The sequence below is a fragment of the Vreelandella piezotolerans genome, assembly GCF_012427705.1.
Lineage (GTDB): Bacteria > Pseudomonadota > Gammaproteobacteria > Pseudomonadales > Halomonadaceae > Vreelandella > Vreelandella piezotolerans.
The window spans coordinates 1,054,233-1,071,867 of record NZ_CP048602.1 but is presented as its reverse complement, the minus strand read 5'-3'; the positions used below and the strand labels follow the sequence as shown (position 1 = coordinate 1,071,867).

General features: G+C 59.4%; 20 protein-coding genes. 7 read left to right on the top strand and 13 right to left on the bottom strand.

Features of this window, described 5'->3' with window-relative positions; genetic code table 11:
• Nucleotides 1–11: 11 nt before the first annotated feature.
• From GYM47_RS04990 to GYM47_RS04955, 8 genes are all read right to left on the bottom strand, one after another.
• On the bottom strand, nt 12–632 hold the full coding sequence (locus tag GYM47_RS04990) for a nucleoside/nucleotide kinase family protein (RefSeq protein WP_153842306.1): 621 nt from the start codon (nt 630–632) through the stop codon (nt 12–14).
• Nucleotides 633–639: 7 nt separating this feature from the next.
• Nucleotides 640–1,425: an L-iditol 2-dehydrogenase gene (locus GYM47_RS04985; protein WP_153842305.1), complete on the bottom strand. Its 786-nt coding sequence runs from the start codon at nt 1,423–1,425 to the stop codon at nt 640–642.
• A complete protein-coding gene (locus GYM47_RS04980; RefSeq protein ID WP_139525361.1) occupies nt 1,409–2,107 on the bottom strand; it encodes an HAD family hydrolase in 699 nt (232 codons plus the stop codon). The genes GYM47_RS04985 and GYM47_RS04980 overlap by 17 nt, the downstream gene beginning before the upstream one ends.
• Nucleotides 2,104–3,261 (bottom strand): ABC transporter ATP-binding protein, encoded by a 1,158-nt coding sequence (locus GYM47_RS04975; protein WP_139525360.1) that lies wholly within the window; start codon nt 3,259–3,261, stop codon nt 2,104–2,106. The genes GYM47_RS04980 and GYM47_RS04975 overlap by 4 nt, the downstream gene beginning before the upstream one ends.
• An 11-nt stretch (nt 3,262–3,272) precedes the next feature.
• Nucleotides 3,273–4,124 (bottom strand): carbohydrate ABC transporter permease, encoded by an 852-nt coding sequence (locus tag GYM47_RS04970; protein WP_153842304.1) that lies wholly within the window; start codon nt 4,122–4,124, stop codon nt 3,273–3,275.
• A 32-nt stretch (nt 4,125–4,156) separates the two neighbouring features.
• Nucleotides 4,157–5,047, bottom strand: a complete 891-nt coding sequence (locus GYM47_RS04965; RefSeq protein WP_139525358.1) for a carbohydrate ABC transporter permease — start codon at nt 5,045–5,047, stop codon at nt 4,157–4,159.
• Nucleotides 5,048–5,122: 75 nt separating this feature from the next.
• Complete coding sequence (locus tag GYM47_RS04960; RefSeq protein ID WP_153842303.1) at nt 5,123–6,445, bottom strand: ABC transporter substrate-binding protein; 1,323 nt, start codon at nt 6,443–6,445, stop codon at nt 5,123–5,125.
• Between the two features lie 164 nt (nt 6,446–6,609).
• The gene (locus tag GYM47_RS04955; RefSeq protein ID WP_139525356.1) at nt 6,610–7,563 is read right to left on the bottom strand and encodes a sugar-binding transcriptional regulator; all 954 of its coding nucleotides are present in this window, start codon (nt 7,561–7,563) and stop codon (nt 6,610–6,612) included.
• Between the two features lie 121 nt (nt 7,564–7,684).
• Between GYM47_RS04955 and GYM47_RS04950 the strand changes: the two genes are divergently transcribed.
• Nucleotides 7,685–7,996 (top strand): YqfO family protein, encoded by a 312-nt coding sequence (locus GYM47_RS04950; RefSeq protein WP_153842302.1) that lies wholly within the window; start codon nt 7,685–7,687, stop codon nt 7,994–7,996.
• Nucleotides 7,997–8,031: 35 nt separating this feature from the next.
• Here the strand turns inward: GYM47_RS04950 and GYM47_RS04945 are convergent, their stop codons facing one another.
• Nucleotides 8,032–8,589 carry an NUDIX hydrolase gene (locus GYM47_RS04945; RefSeq protein ID WP_153842301.1) on the bottom strand — a complete coding sequence of 186 codons (558 nt, stop codon included), beginning with the start codon at nt 8,587–8,589 and terminating at the stop codon, nt 8,032–8,034.
• 93 nt (nt 8,590–8,682) lie between these two features.
• On the opposite strand from GYM47_RS04945, the gene GYM47_RS04940 reads away from it, so the two are divergent.
• The 4 genes from GYM47_RS04940 to GYM47_RS04925 are packed head-to-tail and all read left to right on the top strand — an operon-like array spanning nt 8,683 to nt 12,234.
• Nucleotides 8,683–9,354, top strand: coding sequence for a CoA pyrophosphatase (locus GYM47_RS04940; protein WP_153842300.1), 672 nt, complete (start codon nt 8,683–8,685; stop codon nt 9,352–9,354).
• Nucleotides 9,351–10,019: a 2OG-Fe(II) oxygenase gene (locus GYM47_RS04935; protein WP_153842299.1), complete on the top strand. Its 669-nt coding sequence runs from the start codon at nt 9,351–9,353 to the stop codon at nt 10,017–10,019. The genes GYM47_RS04940 and GYM47_RS04935 overlap by 4 nt, the downstream gene beginning before the upstream one ends.
• Before the next feature lie 20 nt (nt 10,020–10,039).
• Complete coding sequence (locus GYM47_RS04930; protein WP_153842298.1) at nt 10,040–11,569, top strand: ATP-binding protein; 1,530 nt, start codon at nt 10,040–10,042, stop codon at nt 11,567–11,569.
• Nucleotides 11,569–12,234, top strand: a complete 666-nt coding sequence (locus GYM47_RS04925) for a response regulator transcription factor (protein WP_153842297.1) — start codon at nt 11,569–11,571, stop codon at nt 12,232–12,234. The genes GYM47_RS04930 and GYM47_RS04925 overlap by 1 nt, the downstream gene beginning before the upstream one ends.
• 7 nt (nt 12,235–12,241) lie before the next feature.
• On the opposite strand, the gene GYM47_RS04920 is transcribed toward GYM47_RS04925, so the two are convergent.
• On the bottom strand, nt 12,242–13,207 hold the full coding sequence (locus tag GYM47_RS04920; protein ID WP_139525349.1) for a L,D-transpeptidase family protein: 966 nt from the start codon (nt 13,205–13,207) through the stop codon (nt 12,242–12,244).
• Between the two features lie 287 nt (nt 13,208–13,494).
• Between GYM47_RS04920 and GYM47_RS04915 the strand changes: the two genes are divergently transcribed.
• The gene (locus GYM47_RS04915; RefSeq protein WP_153842296.1) at nt 13,495–13,974 is read left to right on the top strand and encodes a PRC-barrel domain-containing protein; all 480 of its coding nucleotides are present in this window, start codon (nt 13,495–13,497) and stop codon (nt 13,972–13,974) included.
• 136 nt (nt 13,975–14,110) lie between these two features.
• Here GYM47_RS04915 and GYM47_RS04910 read toward each other — a convergent pair whose 3' ends face one another.
• Nucleotides 14,111–14,533 (bottom strand): OsmC family protein, encoded by a 423-nt coding sequence (locus tag GYM47_RS04910; protein ID WP_044627904.1) that lies wholly within the window; start codon nt 14,531–14,533, stop codon nt 14,111–14,113.
• Nucleotides 14,534–14,774: 241 nt separating this feature from the next.
• On the opposite strand from GYM47_RS04910, the gene GYM47_RS04905 reads away from it, so the two are divergent.
• Complete coding sequence (locus tag GYM47_RS04905) at nt 14,775–15,680, top strand: DMT family transporter (RefSeq protein WP_139525347.1); 906 nt, start codon at nt 14,775–14,777, stop codon at nt 15,678–15,680.
• Here GYM47_RS04905 and GYM47_RS04900 read toward each other — a convergent pair.
• Together GYM47_RS04900 and gntR are read right to left on the bottom strand one after the other, a co-directional pair.
• Entirely contained in the window at nt 15,640–16,476 is an 837-nt protein-coding gene (locus GYM47_RS04900) for an MOSC domain-containing protein (RefSeq protein WP_153842295.1), read from the bottom strand. The two genes, GYM47_RS04905 and GYM47_RS04900, sit on opposite strands and share 41 nt — an antisense overlap.
• Before the next feature lie 88 nt (nt 16,477–16,564).
• Nucleotides 16,565–17,560, bottom strand: a complete 996-nt coding sequence (gene gntR / locus GYM47_RS04895; RefSeq protein ID WP_153842294.1) for a gluconate operon transcriptional repressor GntR — start codon at nt 17,558–17,560, stop codon at nt 16,565–16,567.
• Nucleotides 17,561–17,635: the final 75 nt, after the last annotated feature.

The following is a 17,635-nucleotide window of genomic DNA, read 5'->3' as shown; positions in this document are numbered from 1 at the left end:
GCAAGCGCGTCCTAGCGCCAGCGCTGGTCAGGTGTCACGCTGCAGGTTTTGACCAGCGCGGCATTGAGCATGTCTTTTTGGTGGGTACGCTCGAGGGCACCGGTCCGGTCTTGGCCCATACAGAGCCAGCGGTTCACCAGCCGCTCCACGAGCACGGCATCGTCCACGTCGATAAATACCGTCCAGTCGAACAGCGCGTGCAGTGAACGCCACGGGTCTTGGTCCAGTAGTAGGTAGTTGCCCTCCACGATCACGATGCGATGCTCTGGCGTCACGAGCCGCCCACCGGCACGGGCAAGATCCAGCGGTCGATCAAAGACCGGTACAGCGACCGGCTTATCCACACGACGGATGCGCGTCAAATCATGATGCAACCCCTCCACATCGAAGGTATGGGGCGCGCCTTTCACAGGAAGCTGCTCATCGCCCAGTACGGCGTTATCGAAGTGGTAGCCATCCATCGGCACCACCACCGCCTGCCCAGGGCGCAGCTGGTTGATCGCCTCACAGAGCAGCGCGCTGCGGTAGGATTTTCCTGCCCCCGGCGGCCCCGCCAGGGCAACCATCCAGCGCGCCTTGCCGTCGGCAGCATCCAGTAGTTGGTGGCTTAACGAAACAAGATCAGGGCTCATGGGCGTCTTAGCTCATCCAGTTGCCGCCATCGACGTTCAGGGTTTGGGCGACAACGTAATCGCTATCCTGGCTGGCAAGAAACACGGCGGCGCCGGTGTGATCTTCCGGCAGCCCCATACGGCCAAAGGGCACCGACTCGCCCACTAAGCGCTTTTTCTCACCCAGCGGGCGGTTCTCGTAGCGGGCGAACAGCGCATCGACCTCTTCCCACATCGGGGTATCCACTACGCCGGGGGCAATGCCATTCACATTGATGTGGTGTTTGATCAAATCGAGACCGCAGGACTGGGTCAGGCTAATCACGGCGGCTTTGCTAGCGCAGTAAACGCTTACTAGCGGCTCGCCTCGTCTACCCGCCTGGGAGGCCATATTGATGATCTTACCCCCCTGGCCTTGGGCCACCATGGCGCGGGCTACGGCCTGCAGGGTGAAAAACATGCCCTTGGTATTCACCGCAAACTGTTTATCGAAGCTGGCCTGGGTCACGTCCAGCACCGGCGCCATATCGAACACCGCCGCGTTATTGACCAAAATATCAATGCCGCCAAAGCGCTCGGTGACGCTCTCCACCATGGCATCGATGGAGCCTTGGTCACACACGTTCAGCACCACGCCCATGACCCGCTCGGCGCTAGCATCCTGCTGCAGCGTGGCGAGCGCGTCTTCGATGGCGTTGGCATCGATATCGGCCACCACCACCTGGGCTCCTTCGGCCAAGTAGCGCTGGGCAATGGCGAGCCCGATGCCACGGGCACCGCCGGTAATCACGGCACGTTTATCGAGCAGTTTCATTGTTATCGTTTCCTTGCAGATGTAGTTGCCACTCGTCGACCAAGGCGTTGAGCCCACGCATATGGGGCAAAATTCGCCAAGCACCCGCCGCGAGCAGGCGGTTAGACTGCTCGTCGTCGATATGGCTGGCGCCCACAAAACCAATCACCCGCATGCCGGCGGCATGGGCAGCGCTCACCCCTGCCACACTGTCTTCGACCACTAGACAGCGGCTGGGCGGGCAACCCAACTCGCTTGCCGCCAAGCGATAAATCGCGGGGTCCGGTTTGGGGTTGTCGACCTGCTCGGCGGTGAAAATGGGGGCGTCGCCCAGCGCCTCTTTCAATTGTGTCGTGGCGAGCGATGCCAGCACGCGGCAGCGGCGGCTGTTGGAGACCACGGCTTTGGGTAAATCGATACCGCTCACAGCGTCGTGAACCCCTTCAATAGCGGTGAGTTCTCGCGCTAGACGCGCTTCTATAGCGCTATCGACGACTTCAGAGGCATTGGACGGCAGCGGATAGCGGCTTAACTGCGCCAAGTGCTTTAGGATGTCGGCGGTCGTCATGCCCAGGGCTTGGCTGAGCAGCGAGGGAATATCCAGATCCGGCAGCCACTGCACAAGGTGGGTTTCCAAGGTCTCTTCCGCCAGTGCCTCGCTATCCACCAAGACGCCATCGCAATCAAAAATCAGCACCTTCATACCTGCGCTCCGGGCGTAGGCGTCTCGGTCGCCGCACGGTTATCCTGTCGGGTCAGGCTGGCCAGCGGGTGCTGTGACAGGCTTTCTAGCGCCAACCCTTGGGCATCGAACAGATGAGCACGCTCGGCGGCAAAGCCAAACTGCACGGTATCGTTCACCCGGTAGGCCACGTCGCCATCGGCCATGAGGGTGATGAGCAGCTCGCCCATCTGAACGTACAGCGAGGTCTGCCCGCCCAAGCGCTCCAACACTTTGATTTGGCCACTCAGCGGGCCGTTTTCATCCAACTGTAGGTGCTCAGGACGAATACCTAGCTCCAGCGCTTCGTCGCTGGCGAGCCCTTCGCCCGAGACGGGAATGGTGCACGGCCGCCCGCCGGGCAGGCGCACGGTGACACCGTCATCGCCAATGGAGCGCTGCTCGACGCTGAAGAAGTTCATCTTGGGCGAGCCAATAAAGCCCGCCACGAAGCGGTTACGCGGATGGTGATAGAGCGCCATGGGCGAGCCCACCTGCTCCACCACGCCATCGTGCAACACGACGATTTTATCGGCCATGGTCATGGCTTCTATCTGGTCGTGGGTCACGTAAATCATCGTGGCATCCAGCTCTTCATGCAGCCGCGCCAGCTCGATACGCATCTGCACACGCAGCGCCGCGTCTAGGTTGGAAAGCGGCTCGTCGAACAGGAAGATGCTGGGGTTACGCACGATCGCCCTGCCAATCGCCACCCGCTGGCGCTGGCCGCCGGACAGCGCTTTGGGCTTGCGGTCCAACAGCGGCTCGAGCTGAAGGATCTTGGCGGCTTCCAGCACTTTGGCGCGGCGCTCTTTTTTGGGCACGCCAGCCAAGCGCATGCTAAAGCCCATGTTGCCCTCGACGGTCATGTGCGGGTAAAGCGCATAGCTCTGAAACACCATTGCCAATCCACGGTCGGCGGGTCCCACGTCGTTCATGCGCTGGCCATCGATGAGAATATCGCCGTCGCTGGCGCTCTCCAACCCCGCGATCATGCGCATCAGCGTGGATTTACCGCAGCCCGAGGGGCCAACGAACACCACGAACTCACGATCATTCACGTCGAGATCGATACCTTTGATGACCTGGGTGTCGCCAAACCGCTTGGTAATGTTCTTGAGTTGTAAGGTCGCCATGGGGAACTCCTTTACTTGACGGCGCCAAAGGTCAGGCCACGCACCATTTGTTTTTGGGTCAGCCAACCGAGGATCAGGATGGGGGCAATAGCCATGGTGGACGCCGCCGACAGCTTGGCCCAAAACAGCCCTTCAGGACTCGAGAAGGAAGCAATGTAGGCGGTCAATGGCGCGGCTTTCGACGACGTTAAGTTGAGGCTCCAGAACGCCTCGTTCCAGCTCAAAATCACCGACAGTAACCCGGTAGAGGCAATGCCCGGCAGCGTGAGCGGTAACAGCAGGAAAAACACTTCCTGCAACGTAGAGGCACCGTCCATCCGGCCCGCTTCGAGGATGTCTTTGGGCATGTCTTTGAAGAAGGTGTAGAGCATCCACACCACGATGGGCAGGTTCATCAGGGTATAGACGATGATCAGCCCAGTGCGGGTATCCAGCAGCCCGACATCTCTAAAAATCAGATAGATAGGCACCAAAACACCCACCGGAGGCAGCATCTTGGTGGAGAGCATCCACAGCAGCGTGCCCTTGGTGCGCTTGGTGGGTAAAAACGCCATGGCGTAGGCCGAGGGAATGGCGATCAGCAGCGCTAAAAAGGTCGAGCCAAACGCCACGGCTACGCTATTTAGTGCAAAGCGGGCGTAGCCCGAGCGGTCCTGTACCGCCTGATAGCTTTCCAGGGTGGGCGAAAAAATAAAGCTGGGATCGGCAATCGCCGCTGTCTCGGTTTTGAACCCCGTCAGCACCATCCAGAGGATGGGAAAAAAGATGATCAGCGCGATGGTCCAGCCCAACAGGGTGAGCACCAGTTGCCTCATCGGCAACGAGCGAGTGTGTGCTGGTGCGCTATTACGATGCGTTGTCATTGAAATGCTCCCAAGACGCCCTGGTGCCGGGGTCAGTCTTCTAAGTTCTTAGCGACCATGCGGACAAGGAAAATCGCGACGATATTGGCGAGAATGATGGCGATCACCCCACCCGCCGAGGCCATGCCCACATCGAAATCCAGCAGCGCTTGGATATAGATCAAATAAGCCAAGTTGGTCGTCGCGAGCCCCGGCCCGCCGGAGGTGGTGACGAATATCTCGGCAAAAATCGTCAGCAGGAAGATCATTTCGATCATGATCACCACGCTTATAGCACGCTTGAGATGCGGCAGCGTGATGAAGAAAAAAATCGCCAGCGGCCCTGCGCCATCCATCCGGGCGGCCTCCACCTGGTCCTCATCCAGCGATTGCATGGCCGTGAGTAGAATGAGGAGCGCGAACGGCAGCCACTGCCACGAGACGATAATGATGATGGAGGTCAGCGGTAGCGACGAGAACCAGTCCAGCGCGGGGAGCCCTAACGACTCCGCCAGCCATGCCAGGACCCCATTGGAGGGGTGCATCATCATGTTTTTCCACACCAGCGCGCTGACCGTTGGCATGACGAAGAAGGGAGAGATCGCCAGTACGCGGGCGATACCCTGCCCGGCAAACTCCTGTTGAAACAGCACCGCCAACAGCGTGCCGCCTACAACGGTGACCACCAGCACCCAGCCCACCAGCAGCAGCGTGGTGCCCATGGCCGACCAGAGCGCGGGGTCGGTGAGCAGATACTCGTAGTTCTCCAACCCGGCAAAGCCGGTCATTCCGGGCATCAGCAGGTTGTAGCGCTGAAAAGAGAACCAGAGGGTCATGCCTAAAGGCACGATCATCCAGAGCAGCAACAGCGTGACGGCGGGCGCTTGAAGCGACAGCGTCCTCAGCCCGCCGACCGTCCGGCCAGAAGCACGTGTTCTATTCATGTAAATACCTGCAAGAAAGACCTGCGAGAACCACCAGCAACGCCTGCCCAGGGCCGGGCAGGCGCGGGAGTGCCTTTAACGTTCGATATAGCCCGCCCGTTGCATGGTGCGTTCGGTGGCGCGTTGGGCGCTATCCAGCGCCTGTTCAACCGATGTATCGACGGTAAGTGCCGCAGCAATGGTCTGGCCAACCTGCGTCCCAATCGACTGGAACTCGGGGATACCGACGAACTGCACGCCCACATAGGGGTTCGGCTCAAGGGTGGCATCGGTGGGGTCGGCTTCTTGAATGGCGTTCAGTACGAAGCCAGCAAACGGCGCGGCGGAGGTGTACTGCTCGTTAGCATAGGTAGACTCGCGGGTGCCAGGCGGTACGCTGGTCCAACCGTTGGTGTCACCGACTAGCTCGATGTACTCCTGGGATGTGGCCCAAGTGATGAACGCCTGCGCAGCCTCTTTATGCTCAGAGGAGGCTGGGATGGCGAGCGCCCAGGACCACAGCCAGTGGGAGCCTTTGGGGGTTTCCGCGATGGGCGCGGGTGCAAAGCCCAGCGTGTCGGCTACGTCGGATTCGTTCTCATCATAGAGCTTGCCAGCCGCCGAGGTAGCATCGACCCACATCGCGCAGTTGCCGCGGGAGAAGAGCGCGAGGTTCTCGTTAAAGCCGTTGGAGCTGGCGCCGGGCGGGCCATAGTTGCCAAGCAGATCTACGTAGAACGCAATTGCCTCATTCCAGGCCTCGGAGTTGAGCTCTGGGTTCCACTGCTCATCGAACCAGCGTCCACCGAAGGTGTTTACCAGCGTCGAAACAAAGGCCATGTTCTCGCCCCAGCCCGGCTTACCGCGCAAACAGATACCCGCAAGGCCCTCTTCGCTACCGTGGAGCTGTTCGGCCCAGTCACGCACCTGCGACCAGGTGGGCTGCTCGGGCATCTCGATGCCTGCCTGCTCGAATAGATCGGTGCGGTAATACATCATCGAGCTTTCCGCGTAGAACGGCAGGGCGTGCAGCGTACCATTTAGGCTCAAGCCATCGCGCACCGATGCCAGCAGATCGTCTTCGTTGTAGTCGTCAGCCAGGTCGTCCAGCGGCTCTAGCCAGCCGCGCTCCGCCCAAATGGGCACTTCGTAAGTGCCGATGGTCATGACGTCGAATTGCCCACCGCCGGTGGCAATGTCCGTGGTCATACGCTGACGCAGCACGTTCTCCTCGAGCACCACCCAGTCCAGCGTGATCTCAGGATGCGCTTGTTCAAAGGCGTCGGTCAGGCTCTGCATGATGACCATGTCGTTATTGTTCACCGTCGCGACGGTGATCTCGGTTTGAGCCTGGGCTTGGCCAGCTACCGCAACGGCAGCCGCTAGGGTCGTAACGGGCAAATGACGCGCGAGACGCATACAGCACTCCTCTTGGCAAATATTGGCATTGTTGTTGCCTTGATCTTATTGATCATCAACCGAACAAATGATCGTATGCAGACCAAAAAAAAGCAAAGCCTGCCGCGTTAGACTTTACGCTAATGCATTCAATCGTTTGCATGTTGCAGGCGCGAAGTCGCGCTTCACTCCATTGCCTCCACGATGTGTCGGGCGGCAATCTCATCGGTGACCAACCCTTTCAACCAGCCGCCGCGCAGCGCGGCTAAAATGGCGGGGGCTTTATCCCGGCCACCGGCAATGCCTACCATCAGATGTTTGCCAAAGCGTTCAAGCGGCAGGCTAGTCACGCGCCGGGTGATCGAGCAGTCCACCACCTCGCCACGGCGGTTCAGCGGCCAACCCAACAGCTCCCCCACGGCCTCTCGGCCCAGTAGCTCATCCAGCTCGGTTTCACTGATGAAGTGATCTTGAAACAGCGTGGCTCGACGATCGATGCGCCCAATACCGATAAAGGCGGCTTCCGACTCCCGCGCCACGTCGGCAATCGCTTTGAACAAACGCTGCGAGAGCATGGCCTCTTTTTCCGCCAGTGACGCCGCGACGACCGGAGCGGGAAGCAAAAAACGCTCTCCGCCGGTTTTATCCGCCAGCACCATCACGGCGTCGTAGCGGTTGGCGGAACCATCACGCGCCACGTTGCCCACCAGTGAGACAAAACGATGCTGCGGCCGCTCCACGCGGCTCAACGCTTCCACCGCGGCGCGCACCGAACGTCCAGTTCCCAGCGACAGCGTTAACGGCTCGCTGCGCTCCACCAGACGGGCAATGCGCTCTGCCCCTGCTACGGCCAAGTAGTAGGCCGCACTCTCAGGGGCCTGGGTGTCTGCTGGCACCACGTCGCAGTAGGTCAGTTGAAAACGCTCACGCAGCGTGCTGCCGAGCGCCATACAGGTCGAGATGGGGTGGTCGATATGCACTTTCACCAACCCCTCTTGGCGCGCCAGGGCCAGTAAACGCTGAACACCGGGGCGTGAGACGCCAAGTTGGCTGGCAATCTCGTCCTGGGTCATGCCACCGACATAGGACATCCAGGCAGCTCTCGCCGCCTGATCCAGTTTTACTTCGAACTTATCCATGACTGGGCTCGCCGCCTTGTCGTTAAAAAAACCTCATCATACAAAGCCTTCGCCAAGACCAGTAGTGTCCGATCCGCTAACATGGGCAGCGACGTCTTATTCCCGATGCACAGAGGTGGCCATGTATAAACTTGCGTTTTTCGTTCCCATTGAAAATGCCGATAGCGTCAAACGCGCCGTCTTCGAGGCGGGTGCCGGTCGCATTGGCGACTACGAGCATGTCTGCTTTCACTCCCGCGGCACCGGTCAGTTTCGACCGATGGCGGGCGCCGAACCGCATATTGGACAGGTCGGCACGCTGGAAACGGTCGACGAGTTCAAAATCGAGATGGTGTGCGACGACGAGCATATCCGCGCCGCCATTGCTGCGCTCAAGCTGGCTCACCCCTATGAAGAAGTGGCCTACGATGTGTGGCAGCTCGCCGACCTGTAAGCGCATGGACTAGACGAATGCGCGAAGCGAACGATCTAGGCGCTGCCGAAGTAGCGCTCGCGATCCTCGGGCGTGATCTTACTGATATGCAGCGGAAATATGGCGCTTTCACGGTCAGCATAATAGTGACGCAGCGTCCGCTCGATGGTGGGAAACGCCAGCGCGTCCCAGGGAATCTCGTGCTCCTCGAAGAGCGCCACTTCGAGGCTCTCCGGCCCTGCGTCGAAGCTCCCCACCAAGTCGGCACGAAAAATCATATAGACTTGGTTGATATGCGGCAGGTCGATCAGCGTGTATAGGTCCCCAAGGGCGACCTCGGCAAACGCCTCCTCCCAGGTTTCTCGCATGGCGGCCTGTTGGGTAGTTTCGGCGTTTTCCATGTACCCCGCCGGTAGCGTCCAGTACCCTTTTCGAGGCGATATCGCCCGCTTGCAAAGCAGTACTTTGGAGCCACTGATCGGCAGCGTACCCGCCACGATGCGTGGGTTCTGATAGTGGATCGTGCCACAGCCGTCGCACAGGTAGCGGGGGCGATCGTCGCCTTCGGGAACGGCAAACCGGACTTTCTCACCACACTGACTACAAAAGTTCATCGCGTTTTCTCTACGGCTGGTGGGTCGGGGCATCAACGTGCTTGACGATGATCACCGTGGCTGGGTAAAAGAGAGCAAAGTAAAGAGACGCCTATGTTAGAGAAACTGCGCAAACGGCTGCAACAGCATACCCCTCAACGGCTAGACCACATAGCGCTGCCGGAGGCGGCCGTGCTCATGCCCATCGTCGAGCGTCCTGCTCCTACCCTGCTGTTCACACGCCGGGCCAGCCACTTGACGACCCACCGAGGTCAGGTCGCTTTTCCAGGCGGCAAACGCGAACCGGACGATGCCGACCTATACGCCACCGCCTTGAGAGAAGCAGAAGAAGAGATTGCGCTGGCGCCTGGCCAAGTGCAACCGCTCGGGCGACTGTCGGATGTGATTTCGCTTCACGGCATTCGCGTGACGCCTTGGGTCGGTCTGATTCCGCCAGACCTGCCGCTGGTCGCCGACCCTGGCGAGCTGGACGCCATCTTCGAGGTCCCGCTCAGCCACTTTTTAGACGACCAGCGCACCCATACCGATGTGATCACCGTCGATGGCGTCGCGCACTATGTGCCCAGCTATCACGTCGATGGTCACGTCATTTGGGGATTATCTGCCATGATGTTGGTGGAGCTGTTGGCCGAGGGTTTTGGAATGGAGATTGACCTTTATCAGCGCCCGCCCGGCGCCCTACGCCACTACCCTGAACGCCGTACCCCCACTAGCCGTCGCTCGGCTACGACCAAGCGCGACCCCGCTACGAGATCAACGAAATGATTGCAACGCCTGACATGGATACGCCAGCCCTCACGCCCCAGGCCCACTTGGCGCTCGTAGACGCACTGGTGGAACAGGGTTGGTACGTCGGTAAAGGCGTGATCGACCCAGCGCTTTGCCAATCACTGCACCGGGAAATCCATCTCTTGGCCGAGCGTGACGCGCTGGATGAGGCGGGCATTGGGCGAGGCCAACAGCACCACCTGCGTAAAGACATCCGCGGCGACGCCATCCACTGGCTCGATCGCGAAAGCGACGCCCAGCGCCGCTATCTGGATGCCATGGCAGAGCTGCAGCAGTCGCTGAATCAAGCGCTGTTTTTGGGTCTGTTCGAGTACGAAGCCCACTTTGCCCACTACCCTGCCGGTGCCTTCTACCAGCGCCACCTGGACAGCTTTCGCGGGCGGGCCAACCGAGTGATTTCCACCGTCGGCTACTTGAACCCCAACTGGCCGAGCGACGGCGGTGGCGAAATGGTGATTTACCACCCCGATGACCCCACTCTGGAAGTGGCCCGGGTAGTACCCGAAGCTGGCACCTTTGCCTGCTTTTTATCGGAAACCATTCCCCATGAAGTGCTCCCCACCCGCCAGCCCCGCGCCAGCATTGCAGGTTGGTTCCGTCGCAACGCCTCCATGGGTGGCGTGTTAGACCCTGCCCGCTAAACGATGAGCGAGACGAGCCCGTGAGTGCTGAAAGAGAGGCTATCCTAGCGGCAAAAGTGGCGACCCTGGAAGCTCGCAACGCCGCACTCGAAGAGGAGAAGTGCCACTATCAGTGGCTGGCCGAGAGTACGACGGATCTCATTTCACGCCACGCCCGAGACGGCACGTTTCTGTACGCGTCCCAAGCCGCTCGGGAGCTGCTAGGCTATGAGCCGGATGAACTTATCGGCGTCTCTGCGTATCAGCTGTTTCACCCAGCAGATTTGAGCGACCTGCTCAACAAGTCGCCGCGGGTGTACTATCACGATGGCTTCTATCAGCAAACCTATCGGTTTCGTGCCAAGGCAGGCCACTACGTATGGTTCGAAACCACCAGCCGTACCCGGCGAGACACTCACACCGGTGAGCTGATCGATATTTTGTGCGTCTCCCGCGACGTCGGCCGACGTATCGAAGCAGAAGCCACCCGCGAGCGCTTGGCCCAAGTCGTCGAATCCACTACTGACTACGTGCTGTTTTTAGGGCCGGACCAGCAAGTATTCAGTGCCAACGAAGCCGCCCGCCGCTGCTTTGCCCTACCCGCGGCGTCGCCTACGGCGCTAAGCGCGCTGTATCAAGCCGAGTCGCTGCGCTTGCTCATCGAGGTGGTGTTTCCAGCCGTCGAACGCTACGGCTCCTGGAGCGGGGAATTGGAGATGTGCACCGAGAACGGCAGCGTGCCGGTGCTCAGCGTGGTACTGGCCCATCGCAGCCGGGGGGCCACACCCGGCCACTACGCCTTGGTGAATCGTGATATCAGCGCCCGCAAAGCCGCTGACGCCCAGGCGCGACGCCATCAGGAGCAGATTGCTCACGCCAACCGACTGGCCGCGGCGGGGGAACTGGCCTCCAATATCGCCCACGAATTGAACCAGCCTCTCGGCGCGATTGCCAACTATACCAGCGGCGCGTTGCTAAAGTGCCAGCAGCAACCCACGCCCCTCGCCAGCGAGCTTCAACTACCTCTAGAGCGCATCGACGAGCAGGTACAGCGCCTCGCTCAGCGGCTGCGGCATCTGCGCAGCTTCGTCCGAAAGCGTAGCCATCAAGTACGCCCACTGGTGTTGGCTGACGTAGTGACGGCCGCCTGCGGGCTCTGCGACTGGCAGTACCAACAGGCAGCGGTGGGTCTAACGGTAGAGCTTCCCGCTGTGCTGCCGCGGATCTACGGCGACGCGATTGCCTTGGAACAGGTCATCGTCAATTTATTGCTGAATGCGCTGACTGCCAGCCGTCGAGTGGTTGATGCCAAAACAGTGCGCGTCAGCGCACGGCGAAGCGGCCAGCGACAAATCATGCTAAGCGTGGAGGACGAAGGGCCGGGGGTCGACCCGAGGCATCAGCCCATGATTTTTGACGCTTTTTTTACCACCCGTGATGAAGGGCTTGGCATGGGGCTAGCCATTAGCCGTACACTGGTGGAAAGTATGGGGGGCGCGCTTGCTTTGCGTGCCGACAGCGCTAAAGGTGCCTGTTTTGACGTATTTCTACGCACGGAGACCGACGTTTGATGCCCTCGGCTAACGCGCCTACGACTGCCTCTTCGCCTAAGGCTAGCGCCATCGCGGTGGTCGATGACGACGACGCGCTTCGGGAATCGCTGGTGTGGCTATTGGAATCGGTAGGGCTCACCCCCCGCGCTTTCGCCAGCGGTGACGCCTTTTTAACCACGGGGCACGAAGCCTTTGGCGCGCTACTGCTGGACGTGCGCATGCCGGGTATGAGTGGTCTTCAGGTGCAACAACAGCTCGTTGACCAGGGCAGCCGCCTGCCCCTCATCATGATGACCGGTCACGGCGACGTTCCCATGGCGGTGGCAGCATTGAAGAACGGCGCATTCGACTTTATCGAGAAGCCCTTCAATCATCAGCAGCTCATCGATGTAGTGCAGCAAGCGCTCAGCCATACCGAACAGCAGCGTCAACAGACCCAGGCACTGGCACGATTACAAACAGAGTTCGACGCCCTGCGCCCCAAAGAGCAGCGCATCGTGCAGCATGTTGCAGAGGGCATGACCAGCCGTGAAATCGCCGATCACATGGGCATCAGCGCCAAAACCGTCGAGGTCTATCGGCTGCGTGCCATGAAAGCGATGGGGGCAGCCAACGTGGCTGCCTTAGTGCGTCAGGCGGTAGCGCTCTCGTTGGTCCCCGCGTTGCCGCCTGATGTCGACTGATCGTTGGTTAGCTAAGTGGCACGATCTGGCCGTTGGCGTCTTCCAAGACGCGGCTCACCTGCTCGTAGTTCGCGCGACCTTCACCTTCATGCGCTTCGATCAGGCTCACTACATTCAATAGCGTCTCCATACCAAACGCCTGCTCATCGGTCGCCGTGAACGCCTGAATGTAGGCGTCGCCTCCGACGTCCCATCCCAACTTGATCGGCGCATCGATGATGTTCACTTGGGTGCCCACCGGCACACGCCAGAAGACTGACTCGATATCCTCGGGGTGCATGCGAATACAGCCGCGGCTGGCGCGCATACCAATCCCGTCAGGTTGATTGGTGCCATGAATCAGATAACCGGGAATATCCAACAAAATGGCATATTGACCCAGCGGGTTATCCGGTCCAGGCGGTACGACCGCAGGCGGCGGGTCACCACGCTCGGCGGCCTCGCGGCGGATCGACTCAGGCGGGTACCATGCCGGATTTTCCAAGCGCATGGTGGTTTCGGTGATACCCAACGGCGTATTGTAGGCATCGCGGCCAATGCCGATGGGATAGGTTTCGACACGGGGAGCATGGCCATCTTCGGCCTCGGGGTAGTAGTACATGCGCAGCTCGGCAACGTTGATCACGATACCAGTGCGAGGCTCGTCAGGAAGGATGAACTGCCCCGGAATGGTGACCTCGGTGCCTTCGCCAGGCACCCACAGACTCACGTCCGGGTTAGCCATGCGGATCTCTTCGTAGCCCACGTTATGCGCTCGGGCAATATCCAGCAGCGTGTCCTCTTCACTCGCAGTGACGGTATACACTTCGCCCACCATATTGCCCGACTCGGGCAGTAAAAAATGGCCTTTCGGCAGCTCAGTATCGTTGGCGATCGCGCTGGCTGTCATCAGCCAAGCGCCTAATGCCACAACACCGCCAGCCAAGCGCTGTTTCAATGGCTGAAACAGCCATGAAGGGTCTGTCAGGGTCATTGGAAAATCTCTCTCTATGTCGCTATCGCTCTACGGCGATCTTGATGACGATGAAAATGAATATGCACAGCCACAGGCAGCGGGTCAATTCGCCAGACTGTCGCAGCCGTTTAACCTTTATCTAGCATTTTATTGATATTGATTAAGAGTTTGACACAGCGATTGCAAAGAACGTCTCAGCACCTACCTTGAGAAGTGTCCTTGCACAGCGAGGTGCAGGGCAACTTCGGACAAAGAGGTGCCACGCACAGTGAGACCTCTTCATCACCACGCAAGGAGCAATCACCATGAAACCGACCTTTCTGACTACCCTCATCCTTCCCGCGCTGATGGCTACGGCAGGCATCGCTCAGGCCAATGAGGGCGGCAATGGTATGGAAGCGTCTTACCTGACCCATGCCCCAGACAACACTTTTCACTCTGACTCGCTTACGGGTAACCAAGTGCGCAGCCGTGTCGAAAACGACGAAGACATTGGTACCATCAACGATTTGATCATCGATGAAGACGGCAAAATCAACGCCGTGGTCGTTGGTGTCGGCGGTTTTCTAGGGATGGGCGAAAAGAACGTCGCCATCGAATGGGACTCCCTGGAACTGACGAAGGGCGAAGATAACGAAGAGTACGTCATCTCCGTCAACGCCTCTGAAGAAGCCCTTCAGGAAGCCCAGGAGTACGAGCGCAACGATGATCTTCGCACCGAGCGCGACACCGAGATGAACAATAGCGAAGACAACGCTAACGAGATGCGCGACACACAGAGCTAAGCGGTACTTTAACGAGTACATAGCAGCCATTGCTCGCAAAAAGGGCCTTGCCATTCGGCAAGGCCCTTCTCGTATGTGAGTGGCAACAACGGTATACAACACGCTGCCAAGCGCTGCCCTAAGGCAGCGCCAGATATTAGCCTTTCAACTTGGCAGACATCGTGATATCGGCCTTGAGGACTTTAGATACTGGGCAGTTGGCCTTGGCGGTTTCGGCGGCCTCCTGAAAAGCAGCGTCGTCGGCACCGCTCACGCTGGCTTCCACGTCCAGGTGAATGCTGGAGATATCGAAACCGGCATCGCTTTGCGACAGCGTGACTTTTGCCTGGGTATCGATGGCGTCGGCGGTGTAGCCTTTCTCACCCAGGATCATCGATAGGGCCATCGAGAAACAGCTGGCATGTGCGGCGCCGATCAACTCTTCTGGGTTGGTGCCGGGCTCGCCTTCGAAACGCTGTTTGAAGGAGTAACCTGCATCCAGTACGCCGCTTTCCGTGGCGACTTTGCCTTGGCCATCTTTCAAACCACCTTCCCAATGTGCGCTTGCTTTACTATCCATTCTGTTCTCCTTTCCTAGGGTAGTGTGCTTCTCGCAGGATGAACGCAGGGTTACGTTCGGTGCTCATTCAGCGTAGCTGATTCTTAGCAGCGATTCTATGTGGCTGTCGAAACCTCTAAACCCCGACGATAAAACTGCTGGCGCTTCACTGCGGACAATAAAAAGGATTCGCTGGCGGTGGCTTTGTCGTTAAGCTGTTCATCTCTTTAAAAAGACCGACATACCACGGTAAGGACACTCCATGTCATCGGCCGATACGCTGCGCTTGCTACTGCTCTCTTCGTTATGGGGATTGTCGTTCATCTTTATGCGCGTCGCGGCGCCCGAGTTCGGCCCGATACCGCTGGTGTTGGTACGAATGGGCATTGGCGCTCTGCTGCTACTGCCGCTGCTGCTGAGCCTGCACTACGTGCGTCTGATTTGGCAGCATAAGGGGCCGCTGCTGCTGCTCGGGGTAGTCAACCACGTGCTGCCTTTTTCGCTACTGGCCCTGGCCACTACTCGGCTAGAGGCAGGCTTTACCTCGCTGATCAATGCAACGACCCCCATTTTCACTGCCCTGCTGGGCGCCGCCTTCTTTGCGACCCCTGTGCAACGCCAGCAGTACTTGGGATTGGCGCTCGCGCTGTTGGGGGTGTACGTGCTCTCGGCAGACAGACTGGACTTCGCACTCGGCGGCGACGGCTGGTTCATCATCGCGATCCTCGGCGCCACGTTCTGCTACGGCATCGCGGGCAACTATTCCAAAACGCGCCTGGGCCATTTGCCTACGCGGGTGCTTGCCGCGGGCAGCAGTGCCATGTCGGCCCTGGTGCTACTGATTCCCGGCGTGCTGCTGTGGCCAAGCGACCCCATCAGCCCCTTGGCGTGGGGCAACGCGCTGGCGTTGGCCATGCTCAGCACGACACTGGCGTTCTTGCTCTACTTTGGTTTACTGGCAAGCGCGGGCGCAACGGCAGCCTCGACGGTCACCTTCTTAGTCCCCGTTAGCGCCCTGCTGTGGGGCTATTGGCTACTGGATGAAACGCTGAGTCTACAGGTCATTGCGGGGATGGTGATTACCCTACTGGGCACTGCCATTGCCACGAAAATGCTACGTTTTAGGCCTAGCGGGGCGTTACGGAGACCGCCTCCCCCACACGAATGACGCTACCTTCCCCCGCCGTCAACGTGGCGTTTTGGCCAAAGTGCGCGCCCTTCAAGTGGGGTTGGGTATTCAGTGCCAGCAGCGTTTTCAGTGGCTCGGCTTGAGTAGGAATCGTGCCGGTCTGCTGGTCGACGGTGGTGATTTTGCAGCGCTGGCAGGGTTTACGCAGGGTGAGCTGATAGCTGCCGTTCTCGATCGTCGCCCAACCATCCTCTTGCCAGGCCTCGTCGCAATCCACCACGATATTGGGCCGAAACCGATTCATGGGCACCGGTGTATTGCCGCCCGCCACCAGCGCGTTGTTCAACGCATCCAGCGAACCGGTAGTGGTGATCAAAAAGGGATAACCATCGGCAAAGTAGGTGTGCGCCTCGCCACCGGCCAGAAAATCGTCTTCCACCGCCCGTGTAAAGGTAGTGGCGAAACGCACCAGACTCACACCCTTGGCCGACTCACCCAATGCCGCCTCTAGCCACTCGGACACCGCCTCGCTCTCCGGCAGCGCTTTGCAGTGATCACTCCACACCGATACCAGCCGCAAGTTGCCCTTGGGCTCTTCCAGTGAAATGGAAATCGGCTCGACGGTGGGGTGAGAGAGCACCAGGGCATCGGAGGTCAACGCCACGGTGATCGTGGCCAGCGCAGGTAGCTGGCGCTGGGTGACGAAGCGTTGCTGGGCATCCACCAGCATCCAACGGCGATCCCAAGCGAGGCCGTGGGCATGAATCTCGCTCTGGGTCACATCGATCCCCCGAAGGGATTTCACTGGATAAACCGTCAATTGGGTAATGTTCACAGCGGCCTCGTACGCCTAGGGCATGGCAAAATGAACCGTTAGCCTAACGAGGTTCTGATGCACCGCCAAACGATTTTTGGTCGCGCCGCTATAGCGTGTCGCCTGCTTCGATGCGGTATCCCAAATCCACGACTCTCTGCGCCAACGTCTCACCACGAATGCGCGCCAACAACGCTTGGGCGGCCGCCTCACCGATGGCTTGGCGGGGCGTCACGACGCTGGCCAAGCGGGGTGACATCGCTTGGCCCACGTCGTGCCCATGAAAGCCGGCAATCGCCATCCTTGCGGGCACGTCGACGCCCTGACGCCGACACTCGAAATAAGCCCCTACGGCTACGTCGTCGTTGGTACAAAAAATGCCGTCTGCTTCTGGGTAGTCGCGCTGAATTTCCTGCATCAGCGCGGCCCCGACGGTATAGGAGGAGCGCTGGCTGCTCTGCAGGGTCACCGGCGTGAGCCCCTGCTCTTCCATGGCTTGGCGATACCCCTGCTCCCGTTGCCGGGTACGCTCATCGAGCCGAACGGCGAGGTAGATCACCTGACGACGACCGCGGCGAATCATCTCGCTGACCATGTCGTAAGCGGCGCGTACATTGTCGTAGCCTACTGCCTGCTGCAGGGGCGGGCGGTGGGTATCCATGATCTCGACGATGGGAATACCCGCCGTTTCCAGCATGCGTAGACTGCGCGGCGTGTGATCATGGTCAGAGAGAATCACCCCATCTACGTTATACGACAGTAGCGAGGCAAGGCTGCGCTCCTCGAGCTCCTGACTATAGCCGTAGTGGGAGAGCATCAAGTGATAGCCTGCCGGTTCGGTATGGGCTTCGATCCCCACGATGACGTCGGCAAATACTTGGTTGGTCAACGAGGGGACCAGTACGCCTATCGAGTGACTGGTCGCGCGGGAGAGCAGATCCGGGGCACGATTGGGTATATAACCAAGCTGCTCGGCGATGCCGAAGATGCGCTCTCGAAGCCCTTCCGATACCGTTTCCGGGTCGCGTAAACAGCGGCTAACGGTCATCTTGGTGGCACCAACGCGATCAGCAATATCTTGTAATGTAGGGCGTTTTTTCTTCAATGGCGTCGCTGCCTTGTACAATGGATGGCGCTCGAACCCTACCATAGCGAATAGCAGGGCCCGCCGCCTATCCCT

Excerpts from the sequence above, each read along its gene's own strand:
- GYM47_RS04920 (WP_139525349.1), bottom strand. The coding sequence starts at position 13,207 with ATGACCCTGACAGACCCTTCATGGCTGTTTCAGCCATTGAAACAGCGC.
- GYM47_RS04915 (WP_153842296.1), top strand. The coding sequence starts at position 13,495 with ATGAAACCGACCTTTCTGACTACCCTCATCCTTCCCGCGCTGATGGCT.
- GYM47_RS04970 (WP_153842304.1), bottom strand. The coding sequence starts at position 4,124 with ATGACAACGCATCGTAATAGCGCACCAGCACACACTCGCTCGTTGCCG.
- GYM47_RS04985 (WP_153842305.1), bottom strand. The coding sequence starts at position 1,425 with ATGAAACTGCTCGATAAACGTGCCGTGATTACCGGCGGTGCCCGTGGC.
- GYM47_RS04965 (WP_139525358.1), bottom strand. The coding sequence starts at position 5,047 with ATGAATAGAACACGTGCTTCTGGCCGGACGGTCGGCGGGCTGAGGACG.
- GYM47_RS04940 (WP_153842300.1), top strand. The coding sequence starts at position 8,683 with ATGTTAGAGAAACTGCGCAAACGGCTGCAACAGCATACCCCTCAACGG.
- GYM47_RS04960 (WP_153842303.1), bottom strand. The coding sequence starts at position 6,445 with ATGCGTCTCGCGCGTCATTTGCCCGTTACGACCCTAGCGGCTGCCGTT.
- GYM47_RS04935 (WP_153842299.1), top strand. The coding sequence starts at position 9,351 with ATGATTGCAACGCCTGACATGGATACGCCAGCCCTCACGCCCCAGGCC.
- GYM47_RS04905 (WP_139525347.1), top strand. The coding sequence starts at position 14,775 with ATGTCATCGGCCGATACGCTGCGCTTGCTACTGCTCTCTTCGTTATGG.
- GYM47_RS04945 (WP_153842301.1), bottom strand. The coding sequence starts at position 8,589 with ATGAACTTTTGTAGTCAGTGTGGTGAGAAAGTCCGGTTTGCCGTTCCC.
- GYM47_RS04950 (WP_153842302.1), top strand. The coding sequence starts at position 7,685 with ATGTATAAACTTGCGTTTTTCGTTCCCATTGAAAATGCCGATAGCGTC.
- GYM47_RS04990 (WP_153842306.1), bottom strand. The coding sequence starts at position 632 with ATGAGCCCTGATCTTGTTTCGTTAAGCCACCAACTACTGGATGCTGCC.
- GYM47_RS04975 (WP_139525360.1), bottom strand. The coding sequence starts at position 3,261 with ATGGCGACCTTACAACTCAAGAACATTACCAAGCGGTTTGGCGACACC.
- GYM47_RS04980 (WP_139525361.1), bottom strand. The coding sequence starts at position 2,107 with ATGAAGGTGCTGATTTTTGATTGCGATGGCGTCTTGGTGGATAGCGAG.
- GYM47_RS04955 (WP_139525356.1), bottom strand. The coding sequence starts at position 7,563 with ATGGATAAGTTCGAAGTAAAACTGGATCAGGCGGCGAGAGCTGCCTGG.
- GYM47_RS04925 (WP_153842297.1), top strand. The coding sequence starts at position 11,569 with ATGCCCTCGGCTAACGCGCCTACGACTGCCTCTTCGCCTAAGGCTAGC.
- GYM47_RS04910 (WP_044627904.1), bottom strand. The coding sequence starts at position 14,533 with ATGGATAGTAAAGCAAGCGCACATTGGGAAGGTGGTTTGAAAGATGGC.